20 protein-coding genes are annotated in these 18,572 nt (G+C 59.6%); 12 read left to right on the top strand and 8 right to left on the bottom strand.

The window, feature by feature from the left end; all coding sequences use genetic code 11:
- Positions 1-98: 98 nt before the first annotated feature.
- A complete protein-coding gene (locus G5315_RS19325; RefSeq protein WP_421333761.1) occupies positions 99-368 on the top strand; it encodes a succinate dehydrogenase assembly factor 2 in 270 nt (89 codons plus the stop codon).
- A gap of 19 nt (positions 369-387) precedes the next feature.
- On the top strand, positions 388-780 hold the full coding sequence (locus tag G5315_RS19320; RefSeq protein ID WP_421333759.1) for a protein YgfX: 393 nt from the start codon (positions 388-390) through the stop codon (positions 778-780).
- Positions 781-934: 154 nt separating this feature from the next.
- On the opposite strand, the gene nadB is transcribed toward G5315_RS19320, so the two are convergent.
- Positions 935-2,542 carry an L-aspartate oxidase gene (gene nadB / locus G5315_RS19315; protein WP_005354382.1) on the bottom strand — a complete coding sequence of 536 codons (1,608 nt, stop codon included), beginning with the start codon at positions 2,540-2,542 and terminating at the stop codon, positions 935-937.
- A gap of 182 nt (positions 2,543-2,724) precedes the next feature.
- Here nadB and rpoE point away from each other — a divergent pair, with 182 nt between their 5' ends.
- The 10 genes from rpoE to pdxJ all read left to right on the top strand — a co-directional run bounded on the left by rpoE (position 2,725) and on the right by pdxJ (position 11,482).
- Complete coding sequence (gene rpoE, locus G5315_RS19310) at positions 2,725-3,306, top strand: RNA polymerase sigma factor RpoE (protein ID WP_042062096.1); 582 nt, start codon at positions 2,725-2,727, stop codon at positions 3,304-3,306.
- A 22-nt stretch (positions 3,307-3,328) separates the two neighbouring features.
- On the top strand, positions 3,329-3,934 hold the full coding sequence (locus tag G5315_RS19305; protein ID WP_005340931.1) for a sigma-E factor negative regulatory protein: 606 nt from the start codon (positions 3,329-3,331) through the stop codon (positions 3,932-3,934).
- A 21-nt stretch (positions 3,935-3,955) separates the two neighbouring features.
- Entirely contained in the window at positions 3,956-4,936 is a 981-nt protein-coding gene (locus tag G5315_RS19300) for a MucB/RseB C-terminal domain-containing protein (protein WP_421333757.1), read from the top strand.
- Between the two features lie 93 nt (positions 4,937-5,029).
- On the top strand, positions 5,030-5,491 hold the full coding sequence (locus tag G5315_RS19295) for a SoxR reducing system RseC family protein (protein WP_040068038.1): 462 nt from the start codon (positions 5,030-5,032) through the stop codon (positions 5,489-5,491).
- Positions 5,492-5,607: 116 nt separating this feature from the next.
- Entirely contained in the window at positions 5,608-7,401 is a 1,794-nt protein-coding gene (gene lepA / locus G5315_RS19290; RefSeq protein WP_005335396.1) for a translation elongation factor 4, read from the top strand.
- Positions 7,402-7,404: 3 nt separating this feature from the next.
- The gene (gene lepB, locus G5315_RS19285) at positions 7,405-8,328 is read left to right on the top strand and encodes a signal peptidase I (protein ID WP_421333755.1); all 924 of its coding nucleotides are present in this window, start codon (positions 7,405-7,407) and stop codon (positions 8,326-8,328) included.
- Complete coding sequence (rnc, locus tag G5315_RS19280) at positions 8,329-9,000, top strand: ribonuclease III (RefSeq protein ID WP_005335394.1); 672 nt, start codon at positions 8,329-8,331, stop codon at positions 8,998-9,000. It begins immediately after the preceding gene.
- Positions 8,997-9,896 carry a GTPase Era gene (gene era, locus G5315_RS19275; RefSeq protein WP_005335393.1) on the top strand — a complete coding sequence of 300 codons (900 nt, stop codon included), beginning with the start codon at positions 8,997-8,999 and terminating at the stop codon, positions 9,894-9,896. Before rnc ends, era begins: the two co-directional genes overlap by 4 nt.
- Entirely contained in the window at positions 9,897-10,604 is a 708-nt protein-coding gene (gene recO, locus G5315_RS19270) for a DNA repair protein RecO (protein ID WP_421333753.1), read from the top strand.
- Between the two features lie 140 nt (positions 10,605-10,744).
- Positions 10,745-11,482 carry a pyridoxine 5'-phosphate synthase gene (gene pdxJ, locus G5315_RS19265; RefSeq protein WP_005335389.1) on the top strand — a complete coding sequence of 246 codons (738 nt, stop codon included), beginning with the start codon at positions 10,745-10,747 and terminating at the stop codon, positions 11,480-11,482.
- Positions 11,483-11,579: 97 nt separating this feature from the next.
- Here the strand turns inward: pdxJ and G5315_RS19260 are convergent, their stop codons facing one another.
- From G5315_RS19260 to agaW, 7 genes are all read right to left on the bottom strand, one after another.
- Positions 11,580-12,824 carry a MalY/PatB family protein gene (locus tag G5315_RS19260; protein WP_421333751.1) on the bottom strand — a complete coding sequence of 415 codons (1,245 nt, stop codon included), beginning with the start codon at positions 12,822-12,824 and terminating at the stop codon, positions 11,580-11,582.
- The gene (gene malX / locus G5315_RS19255) at positions 12,811-14,280 is read right to left on the bottom strand and encodes a maltose/glucose-specific PTS transporter subunit IIBC (RefSeq protein ID WP_421333750.1); all 1,470 of its coding nucleotides are present in this window, start codon (positions 14,278-14,280) and stop codon (positions 12,811-12,813) included. The genes G5315_RS19260 and malX overlap by 14 nt, the downstream gene beginning before the upstream one ends.
- Before the next feature lie 104 nt (positions 14,281-14,384).
- The gene (locus tag G5315_RS19250) at positions 14,385-15,239 is read right to left on the bottom strand and encodes a tagatose bisphosphate family class II aldolase (protein ID WP_421333749.1); all 855 of its coding nucleotides are present in this window, start codon (positions 15,237-15,239) and stop codon (positions 14,385-14,387) included.
- Positions 15,230-16,429, bottom strand: a complete 1,200-nt coding sequence (gene nagA, locus G5315_RS19245; RefSeq protein ID WP_421333747.1) for an N-acetylglucosamine-6-phosphate deacetylase — start codon at positions 16,427-16,429, stop codon at positions 15,230-15,232. The genes G5315_RS19250 and nagA overlap by 10 nt, the downstream gene beginning before the upstream one ends.
- On the bottom strand, positions 16,430-16,870 hold the full coding sequence (gene agaF / locus G5315_RS19240; RefSeq protein ID WP_421333745.1) for a PTS galactosamine/N-acetylgalactosamine transporter subunit IIA: 441 nt from the start codon (positions 16,868-16,870) through the stop codon (positions 16,430-16,432).
- Positions 16,871-16,918: 48 nt separating this feature from the next.
- A complete protein-coding gene (agaE, locus tag G5315_RS19235; RefSeq protein WP_005354370.1) occupies positions 16,919-17,797 on the bottom strand; it encodes a PTS N-acetylgalactosamine transporter subunit IID in 879 nt (292 codons plus the stop codon).
- Positions 17,787-18,560, bottom strand: a complete 774-nt coding sequence (gene agaW / locus G5315_RS19230) for a PTS N-acetylgalactosamine transporter subunit IIC (protein WP_058053249.1) — start codon at positions 18,558-18,560, stop codon at positions 17,787-17,789. The genes agaE and agaW overlap by 11 nt, the downstream gene beginning before the upstream one ends.
- Positions 18,561-18,572 lie beyond the last annotated feature (12 nt).

The following is an 18,572-nucleotide window of genomic DNA, read 5'->3' as shown; positions in this document are numbered from 1 at the left end:
AGAGAAAGTATGTGACCTGCATGGTAAAGACGTAACTAATGTTTGTCAGCCGGAAAATCCAGCTGGTACCATCCTCGGGTCTTTGTAAGGAGAGTTCCATGTTGAGCCCAGTTGAAAAATCCCGCCTGAAGTGGGCCTGCCGCCGTGGCATGCTCGAGCTGGATGTTGTTTTTATGCCCTTTTTCGAACACGAGTTCGACTCCCTGAGCGAAGCCGATCAGCAGACCTTTATCCGCCTGCTGGCGAGCGACGATCCGGATCTGTTCAAATGGTGCATGGGTCATGGTGTCCCTGCCGATCCCGCATTTGCCGCCATGATCCCGATGATCCTGGAGCGCAATCAGGCGCGCCACGACCGCCAGGGGTAATACCGTGGAGCGGGTGATCATGACGGTTCACCCCTCCCGCCATCAGCAATGTTTGCTGGTGGCCCTCTTTTTGTTGCTGCTCTGGCCGGTGGCTGGCCTGATTGCCGGTTGGCAGTGGGCACTGTGGCTGCCCGTCTGGCTGGCGGCGCTCTGGTTGAGCTGGCGGGCGCTCGCCGAGCCCCCGTTCGAGCTTGTTTGGGATGGTCAGTGGTTGCAGTGGCAAGGTTGCCGCTATCAGCTCGACAAGAAAAGCCGCATTCTGCCCGGCGTGCTCAGGCTGGTGCTTTGTCCCGATCCGCAAGAGAGTGGAGCCGTGTCGCCACGGCAACTGTGGCTCTTCTCCGATGCCCTTCCCCCCGAACATTACCGCCTGCTGGCGCGAGCCATCCACTTTCTGCCGTCTCGGCGCTGACACCTGCTTCCCTGATAACCATGCGCTGAGTTATCGCGATAAGCTGTTGCCATGTGGCTGGCGACACTCTTTTTGTGGCTGAAAAGCGGCTGAAAACAAGTGACCCCGCCATGGCGGGGTCACTGATTGCTGCAAAGCTTTACGGGACGGGGGATTAATCCCGCTCCGGGGTCAGCACGGTCGGTTTGGAGTCCGGCAGCATATCCGGATAATCCAGGTTGTAGTGCAGGCCGCGGGACTCCTTGCGCTGCAGGGCGCAGTTGACGATAAGCTCGGCCACCTGCAGCAGGTTGCGCAGCTCCAGCAGGTTGTTGGAGACACGGAAGTTGGCGTAGTACTCCTGCACCTCCTGCTTGAGCAGGTCGATGCGGCGTTTGGCGCGGGCCAGGCGCTTGTTGGTACGCACTATCCCCACGTAGTCCCACATCATCAACCGCAGCTCGTGCCAGTTGTGCTGGATCACCACCAGTTCGTCGGAGTCTTCCACCTTGCTCTCGTCCCACACCGGCAGGCGCGGCGGCTCCACACTCATCGGCAGCTTGGCCAGAATGTCGGCCCCCGCCTGATGGGCATAGACCACACATTCCAGCAGGGAGTTGGAGGCCATGCGGTTGGCGCCGTGCAGACCGGTGTAGGTCACTTCGCCGATGGCATAGAGGCCGGGGATATCGGTCTGGCCGTTGTTATCGATCATCACGCCGCCACAGGTGTAGTGGGCGGCCGGCACTATGGGCATCGGCTCCTTGGTGATGTCGATGCCGACCGCGAGGCAGCGCTCATAAATGGTCGGGAAGTGCTTGATGATGAAATCGGCCGGTTTGTGGCTGATATCCAGATACATGCAGTCGGCGCCGAGTCGCTTCATCTCGTGGTCGATGGCGCGGGCGACGATATCCCGCGGTGCCAGCTCGGCCCGCTCGTCAAACTCCGGCATAAAGCGGCTGCCGTCCGGGCGGCGCAGATAGGCCCCTTCGCCACGCAGCGCTTCGGTCAGCAGGAAGTTGGGATCGTCCGGGTGGAACAGACTGGTGGGGTGGAACTGGTTGAACTCCAGGTTCGCCACCCGGCAGCCGGCCCGCCATGCCATGGCGATGCCATCGCCAGAACTCACATCCGGGTTGGAGGTGTACTGGTAGACCTTGGAGGCACCTCCGGTCGCCAGCGCCACGAAACGGGCGCGGATCACTTCGACCTGCTCGGCGTTGCGGTTCCAGACGTAGGCGCCAAGCACCTTGTTGCCCGGCAGGTTGAGCTTGCGGGTGGTGATGAGGTCGACCGCGTTGAAGCGCTCCATCAGCTGGATATTGGGGTGGGCACGAACCTGATCGATCAGGGTGAGCTGCACCGCCTTGCCGGTGGCATCCGCCGCGTGGAAGATGCGGCGATGGCTGTGGCCCCCTTCCCGGGTGAGGTGGTACTGAGACTCGCCGTCGGCGTTCTCCTCCTGATCGAAGGGGACCCCTTGCTGAATGAGCCACTGGATGGACTCGCGGGCGTGGCGAGCGGTGAACTCCACCACTGCCGGGTCACACAACCCGGCGCCCGCGTTGAGCGTGTCGCTCACGTGGGATTCGATGCTGTCGGTTTCGTCGAAAACGGCAGCGATGCCTCCTTGCGCATAGAAAGTGGCCCCTTCACTGATGGGCCCCTTGCTCAGAACCAGGACTTTGGCGTGGTCTGCCAATCGCAACGCGAGGGACAAACCAGCGGCACCGCTGCCAATGATCAGTACATCGCAAAGGTATTCAACACTTGCTTTCATAAGTATCATTGGCCTGGATTAAGAACTGGCACCATGGTAGCCCAAGCGAGGGCGAGGATGCAGCCTGCATCACATTTTTTTCAATTGAAGCGAACTTTCTCTGATTCTCCCTGTCTGAACTTGTGCGCTTAGGAAGGGCCGGAAAAGAAAAACGATAACCTGATGGGGGTTTTACGGCTCTGATGAGCGACCAGAATCTACTGGACGAACAACTGGTTGAACGGGTCCAGCGCGGCGATAAAGCAGCTTTCAACCTGTTGGTAAAAAAATACCAGCAAAAGGTGGTCAACCTGGTTGCCAGGTATGTCAACAATCCCGGCGATGTGCCCGATGTGGCACAAGAGGCCTTCATAAAAGCCTACCGGGCATTGCCGACATTCCGTGGCGAGAGTGCTTTTTACACCTGGTTGTACCGAATTGCCGTGAACACGGCGAAGAATTATCTGACCTCCCAGGGGCGCAGGCCGCCCAGCAGTGATGTGGAGGCTGACGAAGCGGAGTCTTATGGCGGTGGTGAAGCCTTGCAAGAGGTCTCAACCCCCGAAAACCTGGCGCTGACTGACGAGATCAAACGCACCGTGTTTTCAGCCATAGAGGCATTGCCGGAAGACCTGAGGACAGCTATCACTCTTCGCGAACTGGAAGGGCTGAGCTATGAAGAGATTGCCGAAATCATGGATTGCCCTGTGGGTACGGTCAGATCCCGTATCTTCCGGGCGAGGGAAGCAATCGATAAAAAGCTGCAACCTCTGATCGAGAATTAACTGGGGAAAGACGGGTTAACTTATGGCAAATAAAGAGCAAATCTCTGCCCTGATGGATGGTGACCTGAGTGACGCAGAGGTACTGAACGAGCTGGAGATGGACTCCGACTTGCAAGCTACCTGGGGTCGTTACCACCTGATCGGCGATGCCATGCGGGGTGACCTGCCGGTCAATCTGCAACTGGATCTCAGTGACAGCATCATGGCTGCACTGGAAGATGAGCCCACCATACTGGCACCCAAGCCTGTTGAGACTGCGTCGGTGGTACAACCGGTCGTTGCACCGATCAAGACAGATTCCAACAATGTGGTGCCCCTGTTTCGTCGGGTCGGCCAGCAGCTGGGACAATATGCCATCGCAGCCTCTGTGGCCGCGGCCGTGATTTTCGGGGTGCAACAGTACCAGGGTCAGGACGGCGTACCGAACAACCCTGTGCTCAATACCATACCTATCGGTGGCAGTGCTGCGCCAGTGAGCGTCCACTATCCGCAAGAGGGTAACCGCGTTCGGCCGCAACAGGGAATGACCGAACAGCAGATGCAGGAGCAGCGTGAACGTATCAACGCCTTCCTGCGAGATCACCAGTTACAGCAGCGCCTGTTGCAAGACAGACAGATCCAACAATAACGAGTTGTCAGGGATATAAACGTGCGCCAGTACAGCCGTATTTTGCTGGCCTCTCTCCTGCTGATCAGCGCCAAGGCCTCGGCCGACGACAAGTCGGCCGAGGCCTTGTTGCAGCAGATGCAGAGTGCCGTGCAGCAACAGAATTTCGAGTTGTCTATGGTCAAGGCCCGTCAGGGGCGTCTTGAGCCGATCCGGATCAGCCATGCCGTGATTGATGGTAAGGAGGTAGCCCACCTCAGTTACCTTGACGGCAAGGCGATCGAGTATCTCCAGCGTCAGAACGAGTTCACCTTCTTTGAAAACAGCCACGATCCCTACACCCTGAAGGATGCCCGCTTCCCCGGCATCTGGTCGACGTTGGTTAAGATGCCGCTGGCGCAGGTGCTGGAGAGCTATGATCCTGTGCTGGCCGGCCGCAGCCGTGTCGCCGGTGTGGTGGCACAGGTGGTGAGGCTGGTGCCTAAAGAGGCCGATAAATATGGTTTCGTGCTCTGGATTGACGAGCAGAGCCACTTGCTGTTGCGGATCGACATGGTCGAGCGGGAAGGCAATCTGGTGGAGCAGGTACTCGGTGTCGAGCTGGATCTGCAGAGCAAACCGGCCCCCTGGCTGGTGAAGCTGGCCAACAGCAAGCAGCCACCGGCGCTGGCGCTGGAGGATGCCTATCCGGCGCCGCAACAGCAGTTGAACTGGCAGATCACCTGGTTGCCCGATGGCTTCAAGGTGCTCTCGCAAGACCGGCACCAGCTGGTGACCACCAGTATGCCGGTGGACTATATGATGCTCTCCGACGGGCTGGTGGATCTCTCGGTCTACGTCTCCCGGGTCGATCCCAAGCAGGCGGTGCGCCAGCAGCTGATCCGCCAGGGGGCGACTTCGCTGGTGAGCTATGTCAACGAGGTGGGGGTCGAGATCACCGTGGTCGGTGAGGTGCCTGCCGAAACCGCCAAGCGCATCGCCGAGTCGGTCCAGCCGCTGGCCCGCAACGAAGCGGTGCAGTAACGGGGGATGCGGGGTTGTTTCCCGCTTGCCGAGCGTGGCGAGTCGTGGTCAGATCCCCTGATTGTGTGAACCCGAGGTGTTGCCGTGAATGAGATGAGTGAAGAGCTGGCGACCGTGGTGGCCATTGAGGGTGACCATGCCTGGGTGGAGTGTGAGCGTCGCTCCGCCTGCAGTGGTTGTCAGCAGCAATCCAACTGCGGTACCGGCACCGTGGCCAAGGCGTTTCCCCTGAAAGCTCCCCGCTTGCGAGTCAGGCTGACCGCCGAGGTGCGGGTTGGCCAGCAAGTGAGGCTCGGTATCCCGCAGGAGAGTCTGCTGCGCGGGGCGGCGCTGGTCTATGTGCTGCCGCTTTTCTGTCTGTTGGCCGGCGCCTTGCTGGGGCAGCTCTGGCTGGCGCCGCTGCTCTCGGGCGGGGAGGGGATTACCATTCTCTGCTGCCTGCTGGGAGGCGTGCTGGGCTTTTTACTGGTTCGTTACTTTTCCAACCGCCTGGATCAGGGGCGCTACGGCCCGCAGATGCTCGGCGTGGTCGTCCCTGTCCGCATCCTCCCCTGACTGAACAGGCGCTATTTCACTGGCGCTGGCGACTAAAGAATGGCCGTCAGCCGGGTTATCCAGTAAAATCGCGCCTCCATAACTGACCTTAACTAATTTTGAGTGACTCTTGCTCGATGAAACACATTCGTAACTTTTCGATTATTGCGCACATCGACCACGGTAAATCGACCCTGTCGGACCGTCTGATCCAGACTTGCGGTGGCTTGTCCGACCGCGAGATGCAGGCTCAGGTGCTTGACTCCATGGATCTGGAGCGCGAGCGCGGCATTACCATCAAAGCACAGAGTGTGACCCTGAACTACCAGGCACAAGACGGTAACACCTACCAGCTGAACTTTATCGACACCCCGGGCCACGTGGATTTCTCCTACGAGGTCTCCCGCTCTTTGGCGGCCTGTGAAGGGGCGCTGCTGGTGGTGGATGCCGGCCAGGGGGTTGAGGCACAGACTCTGGCAAACTGCTATACCGCCATGGAAATGGATTTGGAAGTGGTGCCGGTGCTGAACAAGATTGACCTGCCGGCCGCAGAACCCGAGCGGGTTGCCGAGGAGATCGAAGACATCGTCGGTATCGACGCGGTCGATGCGGTGCGCTGCTCCGCCAAGACGGGTCTGGGTGTTGATCTGGTGCTGGAAGAGATCGTCGCCAAGATCCCGGCGCCGGAAGGTGACCCGGATGCCCCGCTGCAGGCGCTGATCATCGACTCCTGGTTCGACTCCTATCTGGGCGTTGTCTCTTTGGTGCGGATCAAGAACGGTTCCCTGAAGAAGAACGACAAGATCAAGGTGATGAGCACCGGTCAGGTGTGGGGTGTCGATCGTATCGGTATCTTCACGCCCAAGCAGGTGGATACCCAGGGTCTGGGTTGCGGCGAGGTAGGTTGGGTTGTCTGCGGTATCAAGGACATCCACGGCGCGCCGGTGGGCGATACCCTGACTCAGGCCAAGAACGGTGCCGACAAGGCGCTGGCCGGCTTCAAGAAGGTGAAGCCGCAGGTTTATGCGGGTCTGTTCCCCATCTCCAGCGATGACTACGAGTCGTTCCGTGACGCCCTCGACAAGCTCTCCCTGAACGATGCCTCCCTGTTCTTCGAACCAGAGAGCTCCACTGCGCTGGGCTTCGGCTTCCGTTGCGGCTTCCTCGGCATGCTGCACATGGAGATCATTCAGGAGCGTCTGGAGCGTGAATACGATCTGGATCTGATCACCACGGCGCCGACCGTAGTGTACGAGATCGAGCTGACCGACGGCTCCACCATCCACATCGACAGCCCGGCCCAGATGCCTGCCATCACCAGCATCAAGGAGATGCGCGAGCCGATCGCCGAGTGTCATATCCTGCTGCCGCAGGAGTACATGGGCAACGTGATCACCCTCTGTATCGAGAAGCGTGGCGTACAGACCAACATGGTCTACCACGGCAAGCAGGTGGCACTGACCTATGAAATCCCGATGGCGGAAGTGGTGCTCGACTTCTTCGACCGTCTGAAATCCACCAGTCGCGGTTACGCCTCGCTGGACTATGGCTTCAAGCGTTTCGAAACCTCCGACATGGTCCGTCTGGACATCATGATCAACGGTGAGCGGGTTGATGCCCTGGCCATCATCACCCACAAGGACAACGCCCAGTATCGCGGTCGTCAGGTGGTGGAGAAGATGCGCGAGCTGATCCCGCGCCAGATGTTCGATATCGCCATTCAGGCGGCCATCGGCAACCAGATCATCGCACGCAGCACCGTCAAGGCACTGCGTAAAGACGTAACCGCCAAGTGTTACGGTGGTGACGTGAGTCGTAAGAAGAAACTGCTGAACAAGCAGAAAGAAGGTAAGAAGCGGATGAAGTCTCTCGGCCGTGTCGACGTGCCGCAGGAAGCCTTCCTCGCGATTCTCCACGTCGGAAAGGATTAATAGATGGCAAGCACGTTTTCCCTGATCCTGGTGGTGGTCTGCGCGATCACCGGTGTTATCTGGTGTCTGGACAAGATGATTTGGTCCAAGCAGCGCGCCGCCAAGATTGCCGTGGCTCGTGCCCATGGCGGTGCCCACCTGGATGAGAAGACCCTGGCCAAGGTCGCCCCCGTGCCGGTCTGGATTGAGCAGACCGCCGGGGTGTTCCCGGTCATCACCTTTGTGCTGATCCTGCGTTCGTTCATTTTTGAACCGTTCCAGATCCCGTCAGGTTCCATGATGCCCACCCTGCTGGTGGGCGACTTCATCCTGGTGGAAAAATTTGCCTATGGTCTGCGGGACCCGGTGACCAACACCAAGTTCCTCGATACTGGCGAGCCCAAGCGTGGCGACGTGGTGGTGTTCAAGTATCCCCTTGAACCGCGCGTTGACTACATCAAGCGGGTGGTCGGCATGCCGGGTGATCGGGTCATCTATCGCAACAAGGAACTTATGATCCGGCCCAAGTGCGAAGAGCAGGAAGGGAAAACGTGCCCGGGCTTCAAGAAGCTCGACGTCAAGTTTGAACAAAGAGGCGAATTTACCCAGATGGGGATCCCCCTTGACCGCTATACCGAGCAGTTGGGTGATGTCTCCCACGAGACCCTGCGCAATCCGCTGATGCCCGACATGGTTGGCCGTTACTATCGCCAGCCCGGCACCTACCCCGACGAGTGGGTGGTACCGGAAGGTCAGTATTTCGTGATGGGCGACAACCGCGACAACAGCACCGACAGCCGCTTCTGGGGCTTTGTGCCCGAGCAGAATCTGGTCGGCAAGGCGGTCGCTATCTGGATAAGTTTTGAATTCGAGCGCGAAGAAGGCTCCCTGCTGCCAAGTTGGGTACCGACAGGTGTGCGCTTCAACCGCATTGGCGGAATCAAGTAAATGAATATCAAGATGAACAGACTGCAGTCCCGTCTCGGGCATGTCTTTGCGGATCTGGAACTGCTGACCCGTGCGCTGACTCACCGCAGCGCCGGTTCCCGTCACAATGAGCGACTGGAATTTCTGGGTGACTCCATTTTGAGTCTGGTGATTGCCGACGATCTGTTCCACCGCTTCCCGCAAGCGGCGGAAGGGGATCTCAGCCGGATGCGCGCCACCCTGGTGCGCGAGAAGACCCTGGCCGAACTGGGCCGGGAGTTCGACCTCGGGGATCACTTGATCCTCGGTCCCGGCGAACTCAAGAGCGGCGGTTTTCGCCGCGAATCCATCCTGGCCGACACGGTCGAGGCGGTGATCGGTGCCGTCTATCTGGATACCAATCTTGAGACGGTGCGGACACTGCTGCTGAGCTGGTATGCCAGCCGCCTGGAAGAGATCAAGCCGGGCATCGAGCAGAAAGATCCCAAGACCCGTCTGCAAGAAATTTTGCAGGGAAGCCGCAAATCCCTGCCGACCTACACCGTGACCAACGTCAAGGGCGAGGCCCACAACCAGGAGTTCACCGTCCAGTGTGACGTGGAAGGTCTGGATGGTCCCCTCGTCGGGGTCGGCACCAGCCGTCGCAAGGCCGAACAGGCCGCGGCGCAGCAAGCATTGGAAAAACTGTCATGACAGATACTACCTACTGCGGCTTTGTCGCCATCGTGGGCCGCCCGAATGTGGGCAAGTCCACCCTGCTCAACAAGCTGCTTGGCCAGAAGGTCAGCATCACCTCGAAGAAGCCCCAGACCACCCGTCACCGGATTTTGGGGATCGACACCGAGGATAACTACCAGACCATCTATGTCGATACCCCGGGTCTGCACATTGAAGAGAAACGGGCCATCAACCGCCTGATGAACCGTGCCGCCACCAGTTCGCTGGGGGACGTGGCCATGGTGGTGTTCATGGTCGACGGTACCCACTGGACCAAAGATGACGAGATGGTGCTGGGCAAGCTGCGCAATCTCAAGTGCCCCGTGGTGCTGGCGGTCAACAAGATCGACAACGTCAAAGAGAAAGAAGATCTGCTGCCGCACCTCGAGTGGCTGGGCCAACAGATGAACTTCGCCCATATTCTGCCCATCAGTGCCGAAAAGGGCACCAACGTGGAGAAGATCCGCGAGTGGGCCAAGGATCTGCTGCCGGAAAACGTCCACTTCTTCCCGGAAGATTACGTGACCGACCGCTCCTCCCGCTTTATGGCCTCCGAAATCATCCGCGAGAAGCTGATGCGCTTCACCGGTGAGGAGCTGCCCTACTCGGTGACGGTGGAGATCGAGCGCTTCAAGGTGGAAGAGAACGGCCTCTACCACATCCATGGCCTCATTCTGGTGGAGCGCGATGGCCAGAAGAAGATGGTCATCGGCAACAAGGGCGAGAAGATCAAGACCATCGGCACCGAGGCGCGCCTCGACATGGAGCGGCTGTTCCAGAACAAGGTGCACCTGGAGCTGTGGGTCAAGGTCAAATCCGGTTGGGCTGACGACGAGCGCGCCCTGCGCAGTCTCGGCTACGGTGACGACTGATTGCTGACCCCGGCTTTCGTCATCCACAGTCGGCCCTATCGGGAGACCAGCCAGCTGGTCGAGGTTTTCACCCAGGATAGTGGCCGTTTTACTCTGGTGGCTCGCGGTTCCCGCGGGCCACGCTCGCCTCTGAAGGGGCTATTGCAACCCTTTACCCTGCTCACCATCGCCTGGCGCGGCAAGGGCGATCTCAAGAATCTCACCCAGGTCGAGTGCCCGGATCACTCCCTGCGCCTCGGCGGCGATCGCCTCTTCTACGGCCTCTATCTCAACGAGCTGGTCTACTACCTGCTGGAAGCCCACACCCCGTTCCCCGAAGTGTTTGACGCCTATGCCCGCGCCATCATGGCGCTGGCCGACGGCGAGACGCCGGAGCTGCCGCTGCGCCGCTTCGAATTCCTGCTGCTGCAGGCGCTCGGCTACGCGGTGGACTTCGAATATGCCGCCGACGACGAGTCGCCGATCCAGCCCGAGCTGCTGTACGGCTTCGAGCGTGAATTGGGCTTTGTCGCTTGCGAGCGGGCGCCGGATCCCCGTACCCTGTTTCTCGGCGCGCACCTGCTGGCCTTTGCCGAGGGGCGCTTCGACAGTGCGCCCCTGCTGCAGGCGGCCAAGCGTTTCAGCCGGCTGGCGCTGCAGCCCTATCTGGGGCGGCGCCAGTTGAAGAGCCGGGAGCTGTTTTTGAAGCGACGAAGCAGTCTGGGCTAACCACTTTTCGGCGTTACCCGACATGGCAAGAATGTTACCTAGGTCCGATTACGCTGCGCTAATCGAACCTACGAGCTGATATATGGATATCCGCGCGGTAGCCGCGCAGTCAACAGATGAAGCCTTTCAAGGAGTTCTCAATGAGTGAAATCTATCTGGGTGTGAACATCGACCATATCGCCACCCTGCGCAACGCCCGTGGCACCCAGTATCCGGATCCGGTACAGGCCGCCTTCGTGGCCGAGCAGGCCGGGGCTGATGGCATTACCGTGCATCTGCGTGAAGATCGCCGCCACATCACTGACCGCGATGTGGAGATCCTGCGCCAGACCATCCAGACCAGAATGAACCTGGAGATGGCGGTGACCGAAGAGATGATCGGCATCGCCTGCCGCATCAAGCCCCACTTCGTCTGTCTGGTGCCGGAGAAGCGCACCGAAGTGACCACCGAGGGCGGTCTGGACGTGGCCGGTCAGCTGGACAAGGTGACTGACGCAGTTGCCCGCCTCTCTGCTGTGGGTGCCCAGGTATCCCTCTTTATCGATGCCGACCCAATCCAGATCGATGCGGCTGCCGAGAGTGGCGCCCCCTTTATCGAGATCCACACTGGCCGTTACGCCGATGCAACTACCGATGCCGAGCGCAACGCCGAGTTCAAGCGCATTGCCGCCGGCGCCTCCTATGCCGCTGGCAAGGGGCTCAAGGTCAATGCCGGCCACGGCCTGCACTACCACAACGTCAAGGCCATCGCCGCCATCCCCGAGCTCTATGAGCTCAACATCGGCCACGCCATCATCGGCCGCGCCGCCTTCGATGGTCTGGCCAAGGCCGTGAGCGATATGCGCCTGCTGATGCAGGAAGCCCGTCAGGGGATCTGATGCTTCTGGCACTGGCAACGCACAGTGGCCATATGAAACAAAAGGGACGCTTTGGCGTCCCTTTTGTTGTTTCTACCGATGGGAATATCGGAAGTCGTCAGGCCTGCTGCTGTGCCCATTTTCCCAGACGTTGCAGCGCCTCGCCGAGCAGCTGGCGGGAGGTGCCTAAGTTGATCCGCACATACTCTTCGCCATCGCTGACGTAGTGGGAGCCATCTTCGATGATGACACCCGCTTCGACCGCCCATCTGTGGGTCACCTCGCTTGCGCTCATTCCGCTCCCTTTGGTATTGACCCAGACCAGATAGGAGGCATCCATCGGCATGACTTGGAAATCGGGCAGGTTCTCCCTGAAGTAGCACGCCAGCAGGGCGTAGTTCTCTCTCAGATAGAGATTCAAGTCGGCCAGCCACTCATCGCACTCGTTATAGGCGGTGATAATTCCCCAGAGCCCGAACACGTTGGGAGAGGTGATGGAGTTCCGCTCAAGACGCGCTCTGAAGCGGCTTCTGATCTGCGGATTTGGAATGATGCTGTAGGAGGTTTTCAATCCGCCCAGATTGAATGCCTTGTTGGGCGAGCTCATCAGCATCATGTTGTTGCGGTAACGCTCCTCCAGCGCCAGAAAGGAGATGAACTCGCCATGGATGATGTGCTCGGCATGCACTTCATCGACCATCATCAACACCTGATGGCGCAGGCAGATGTCGGCAACGGCTTCCAGTTCGGCCTGACTCCAGATCCTGCCCGACGGGTTGTGGGGGGAGCAGAGGAAGTAGATTTTTGGCTTGTGGCCAATGATCTGCTCCTCCAGCTTCGCCAGATCGATCCGGTATCGCCCTTTGCTCAGGGCTAACGGGTTGGCGACAACCTTGACCCCCTGCCTTTCGGCCGCTTTGGCAAAGGGATCATAGACCGGGGTGTTCATGATGATGCTGTCACCCGGCTGGCAGAATGCCTGCACCGTGTAGTGCAGGGTGGAGACGGTGCCATAGGAGAGGGTGATCCACTCCCGCTCCACCGCGACCTTGTGGTGGCGGGCCTGGAAGTTGATGACCGCCTCGTAGAAATCATCGATGCAGTGGGTGTAGCTGAAGGTGCCCCAGCTGATGATTTCGCTGAACTTGCGAGCCACAGCCGGCGGTGATTTGAAATCCATATCGGCAATCCACATGGGAATGCTGTCGGCGGGAACGGGGCCAAAGCGGCTCTCGATCACTTTCATATCCCACTTGCGGCATTTGTCGCTGATGCGATCTGCAAGCTCGTCGAAACGGGAGGGTCGCAAGTCGGTGGAGGGGGTGGGAAGGCGCAGGGCCTCCCGATCTTTACAGGAGAGCATCGAGATTATCCTTCACGGTTTGAACCTGAGCGCCAATAATGACCTGCACGCTGTGCTCGTCGATCTTGACGACGGAGAGGGCGCCAGCCTGTTTCAGGATCTTTTCCTGCAGCTTGCCCATGTCGTGTACCACCAGTCTCAGCCGTGTGACGCAGTTGTCCAGGCTGACGATATTCTCCTTGCCACCGAGGGCACTCAGGATCACGGCCGGGTCGTGCTTCGCAATCTGCATATCATCGACCTCATTCCTGCCGGGGGTCTTGATGTCATATTTCTTGATGTACCAGTAGAAGACGGTGAAATAGATGGCAGACCAGATAAGGCCAATGGGAATTATCAGATACCACTTGGTTTGCCAGCCCTGCATGATGCCGAAAATAAGCAGGTCGAGTGCACTGCCATCGGTATTGCCGATGGTGACGCCACACATGGCCACCACAAAGAGCGCGGCGCCGGTCATAAAGACATGGAACAGATAGAGTACCGGCGCGACAAACAGGAACAGGAATTCGATGGGCTCGGAAATACCGGTCACGATAGAGACCAGTACCCCGGAGATAATCAGGCTCTTGATTCTGGTTCGATTGCCGGGCGTGGCTGCCATATACATGGCCAACGCTGCAGCAGGCAGACCGAATATAAAGGTCGGCATAAACCCTTGCGACAGGAAGGCGGTTGCTGCCGGGCTGATAGGTTCACCCGCTTTCAACTGGGCGAAGAAGATATTGAGCGCGCCGGAAATGGTTTCGCCATTGACCAGCTCGGTACCGCCTGCCGGGGTAAAGCGCACCATGGCCAGCATGATGTGGTGCAGACCGAGCGGTTTGAGCAGGTTGATGGCCACTCCGTAGAGGAAGGCACCAAAAGAGCCGGCAGAGATGATCATGTTGCCGACCGCAGTAATACCGAGCGCCACATAGTGCCAGAAGAGCGGCATGGCGAGACCTATCAGCGACATGACCAGCACGGTGATGATGGGCACGGAGCGCAGGCCGCTGAAGAACGAGAAGGCGTCGTGCAGTTTGAGGTTATAAAAACGGCGATGGATGAAGTAGGTTACGATCCCCGACACTATGCCACCCAGCACACCCATGGAGAGGGTCTGAACCCCCATCACCATGGCTTGCCCCGCCAGTTTGATATTTTCCGGCGAAGCCAGTTGGCTGGTACTGGCGAGATAGAAGTTGATCCCGATATTCATCGCCATATAGCCGACGAAACCGGAATAGGCCGCGACACCCTTGTTCTTTTCGGTCAATCCCATCGGAATACCGATGGCAAACATGATGGGCAGATAGGTGAAGCCGAAGCTGCCTACGGTTGCCACCAGATTGAAGACGAGCTGGGTATATTCTCCACCAAGAAAAGGAAAATTATCTATGGTGGAGGGGCTGGTAATGGATGACCCCACCCCCAGCAGTAGTCCCATGAATGCCATCAGAGAGACGGGAAACATGAATGTTTTCCCCAAACTCTGGGCAAATTCCCATACCTTATTTCGCAAGGATGCGCGAGCCATCATTATTATCTCCCAGACCTGTTACCGTCATTTTATTGTTATCAAATCTTGTTATTGCTCATGCACATACGGATTTTCGCCTCGACAACTTCCTCCATGGCGGCCATGGCGGGCACCAGATACTGGCGCGGGTCGCTGGCATCCGGATGAGAGCCAAGGAAGGCTTTCATCGCATCGGCGAAGGCGATCTTCAGTTCGGTCGCAACGTTGACCTTGCAGATCCCGAGTTCGATGCAGCGGCGCACATCGGCTTCCGGTACGCCGGAGGCGCCGTGCAGCACCAGCGGAATATCCACCTGCTCGCGAATGGCGGCGAGGCGGGCGAAGTCCAGACGGGGCTCCTCCTTGTAGAGGCCGTGGGCGGTGCCGATGGCCACCGCCAGCGAGTCGATACCGGTACGGCGGACAAACTCGGCCGCCTTGAGCGGGTCGGTAAATTTGGCATGAGCGGCATCGACGATGAGGTCATCTTCCTGACCGCCCAGCTGGCCCAGCTCCGCTTCGACGCTGGCGCCCATGCGGTGGCAGAAGGTCACCACGCTGCGCACCTTCTCGATGTTCTCTTCAAACGGCAAGTGCGAGGCATCGATCATGGCTGAGCGAATCCCCGCTTCGACCTTGTTGTGGATATCCTGCTCGTCTTCGTGGTGATCCAGATGCAGCACCAGCGGGATGCGATATTCATGGGCGGCAGCCTGACAGATGGAGACCAGATACTCGACCCCGGCATGGCGATAGGTACCAGGGGTGCCAGCTAAAATCACCGGAGAGCGCATGCGAGCGGCGGTGCGAGCCACCACCTGCACGGTTTCCAGGTTGTGGATGTTGAAAGCCGGTACGGCGTAGCCGCGGCGCTGGGCATCTTTGAGCATTTCATGGGAAGAGATCAGATACATAGTGACTCCTGAGCGTCCTGATTGACGCGAGATCCTGAGAAAAGGGAGGAGAGGTTGGTCGGATTTATCTCCCGGCCAGCCACCCAGATGTGTTGTTGATTGAGTTCAGTGGTGAGAGCGAGCAGGTTGGCCTGTTTGCCAACTGCCAGTGAACCGAGGCGATCGGCAATGCCGAGCATCTTTGCTGGTGCCAGCGAGGCCATTGCGATGGCTTCATCGAGCGGTACGTTCGCCAGCTGCACCATGTTGCGTACGGCGCCAAGCAGGGTGAGGGTGCTGCCCGCCAGACCGCCGGTGTCGGTGCGTACCACGCCGTTTTTCATCTCGACCCGATAGTTGCCAAGCAGATAGTGACCGTCGGGCATACCGGCGGCGCGCATCGCATCGGTGACCAAGAGCAGGCGCTGGCCGGCGCAGCAGTGACAGAGCTTGAGCACGCTCGGGTGGAGATGATGGCCATCGGCGATCAGCTCCAGCCAGGCAGCAGGATGAACAAGGCCCGCACCGACCATGCCGGGTTCGCGGTGGTGCAGGCCGCGCATGCCGTTGAAGCAGTGCACCAGCCCGGAGGCGCCCGCTGCCAGCGCCGCCATGGTGGTGTCGTGATCCGCCGCCGAGTGGCCCAGCATCACCCGCACGCCGTTTGCGGCAAGATGGTGAATGGACGCGATGGCGTTGGGCTTTTCCGGTGCCAGCGCGACCACCTTCAGGGTGCCGCGCGCCAGCTGTTGCAGGTGGTTCAGTTCGGCAATATCCAGCTCCCGAAACAGCGCCTGATCGTGGGCGCCCTTGTTGTCCGGCGTGAAGTAGGGCCCTTCCAGATAGCAGCCGAGCAGCTCGGCGCCCGGCATGCCGCGGACAACGCCATCGGCAATGCGGGCAAGGGCTTGCTCTATCTCGGGGAGTGGGGCGGTGACCGTGGTGGCAAGAAAAGCGCCAACCCCTTCTGCCGCCTTGGCCATCGACAAGGTAGCCAAGGCATTGCTATCGCTATCCATGACATCGACACCGGCACCGCCGTGGACATGACCGTCGATCAGCGCAGGCACCAACAGCTCGACATCTCGCGCCGGCTTTCCATCCGTGATGGGAGCGATGGCGGTGATGATGCCCCCTTCATGGGTCAGCTCCTGATGTTCCAGCCAACCCTGTTCGGTCAGCAGGCGACGGGCACGGATCCTTGAGGCCATTTAGATGCCCTCCTCAACGAGAGCGACATCTGCCTGACGCTCTTTACCCATCTCATCCGCCAGCGAGGTGAGACCCCGGTGGCCGCAATCAAGGGCCTGCTGGCGGAATTCACGGGCGCTGAGGCCATCGCGTTCCAGCGCCATCTCCAGCAGCAGTTGCAGGTTGGTACCGGTAATAACCTCCCGTTCTGGCTGGTGCAGTGAGAGGGTTGAGGCGACCCGAAACGGGGTGCCGCCGAGCAGGTCGGTCAGGAAAACCACGCCATCCCCCTTGTCGACCTCTGCCAGCGCCGCTTCGCACTGTGCCTGCAGCAGGGCGGTGGTGGAGCTCTCGGGAAAGTCGATGGCGATAACCGCTTCCTGTTCGCCGAGGATCTGCCGCATGGCGCGCTCCAGACCGCTGGCGAAACCGCCATGACCACAAATGATGATGCCCAACATAGTCTGTTCCTTTACTGCAAAGGGGGCCGGCTTGCTGCCGGCTCCGGATTAGAGGAAACCGGCGAACTTGCCGACGATACCGAGTACCACCGTGATGACGATGAGGCGCAGCGGGCTCCAGCCTTTGCGGATCAGGGCGTACATCGCCAGGGTGTAGAGCAGCGGCAGGAAGGCGGGCATCAGCTTGTCGAGCACATCCGCCTGCAGTTTGACGACTGCATCACCGGCAGTGATCTCCAGCGTGGTGCCAAGACGCACATAGGTGGCGACCAGTGCGCCGATCACCGTCATACCGACGATGGATGCGGCATGGCCCACCTTGCGGGTGTTGGCCTTAATGACCGGAATGGCCGCTACCCCCATGCGGTAGGCGTAGTGCGCCAGACCAAAACGCAGGCCGAAGTGGACCACGTTGAACAGCAGGAAGAAGACCACGGCACCCATGATGGAACCTTGCAGCGCCAGATCTGCCCCTATGCCGCCGCAGATGGGGAGCAGGGTGAGCCAGAACATGGCATCGCCAATCCCGCCGAGCGGTGCGCCTACGGCAATCTTGGTGCTCTGGATGCTGTTGACGTTCTGCTTGGAGCGCTCCATCGCCAGCACGATCCCCATCACGAAGGTGACCAGGAAGGGGTGGGTGTTGAAGAAGCCCATGTGCCCTTTCATGGCCCGGGAGAGATCCCGCGGATTGGTGTGGATCTTCTGCAGTGCCGGCAGCAATCCATAGAGCCAGCCGGAGGCCTGCATCCGTTCATAGTTGAAGGAGGCCTGCAGCAGCAGGGAGCGCCAGGCAAAGCGGTTGATATCCTGCTTGGTCAGCTCGGCGCCAAGCTGCTGATCTTCATAGGTGTCGTCGGATTGTGGCCGGGTATTGTGCGGTTCGGCGCTGGAGATGATCCGCGCAGCTGTGTTGTTAGATGCCATCTTCGGTTTCCTCCTGAACAGGACGAGCTTGCGGGGTAGTGGTGCGCATGAAGTCGATCAGGGCCATGGCCAGCGCGGCGGCGGCGATGGCCAGCACCGGCAACTGGAGCCAGGCGGCAGCGACGAAACCGAGGATGAAGTAGGGGATATAGACGTTCTTCATCATGATCTTGAGCAGCACGGCAAAACCGATGGCGGGCATGATGCCGCCAGCAACGCCGAGGCCGTCGATGAGGCGGGCAGGTAGCACGTCGATGGCCGCCTTGGCATGTTCGGCCCCGAAGTAGGTGGGCAGGAAGGCACAGAGGAAGTAGAAAGTGCCCAGAGCCAGCAGTGCAAGGTAGTTGACCCGCTCGATACCGCGCACGTCAGCCGCTTCGGCCATGCGATCGCAGCGGGACATCACCCCCGACATCACCGAGAAGAGGAAGGTGATCCCCATCTGCACGGCCACGGCGAAGGGAACGGCAACCCCGACCGCCACATCCGGCTTAACCCCGGTGGTGATGGCGAAGGTGGCGCCGACTATGGTGCCGATAATGACGTTGGGCGGTTGCGCCCCCGCCAGCGGGGCCAACCCCATCCAGACCAGCTCCAGGGTACCGCCCACCAGAATGCCAGTGGGCAGGTCGCCGAGGATGAGGCCAACCAGCGGCCCCAGCACCACGGGACGGTGGAAGTGGGTCAGACCGTTGAACAGGTCGAGTCCGGCGAAAAACGCCAGGATGCCAAGCAGCAGACCTTGTAAAAAACTGATTTCCATCACAATTGTCCT

It is taken from the genome of Aeromonas sp. 603607 (assembly GCF_049171595.1).
Taxonomy (GTDB): Bacteria; Pseudomonadota; Gammaproteobacteria; order Enterobacterales; family Aeromonadaceae; genus Aeromonas; species Aeromonas veronii.
This window is presented reverse-complemented; position numbering and strand designations above follow the sequence as displayed.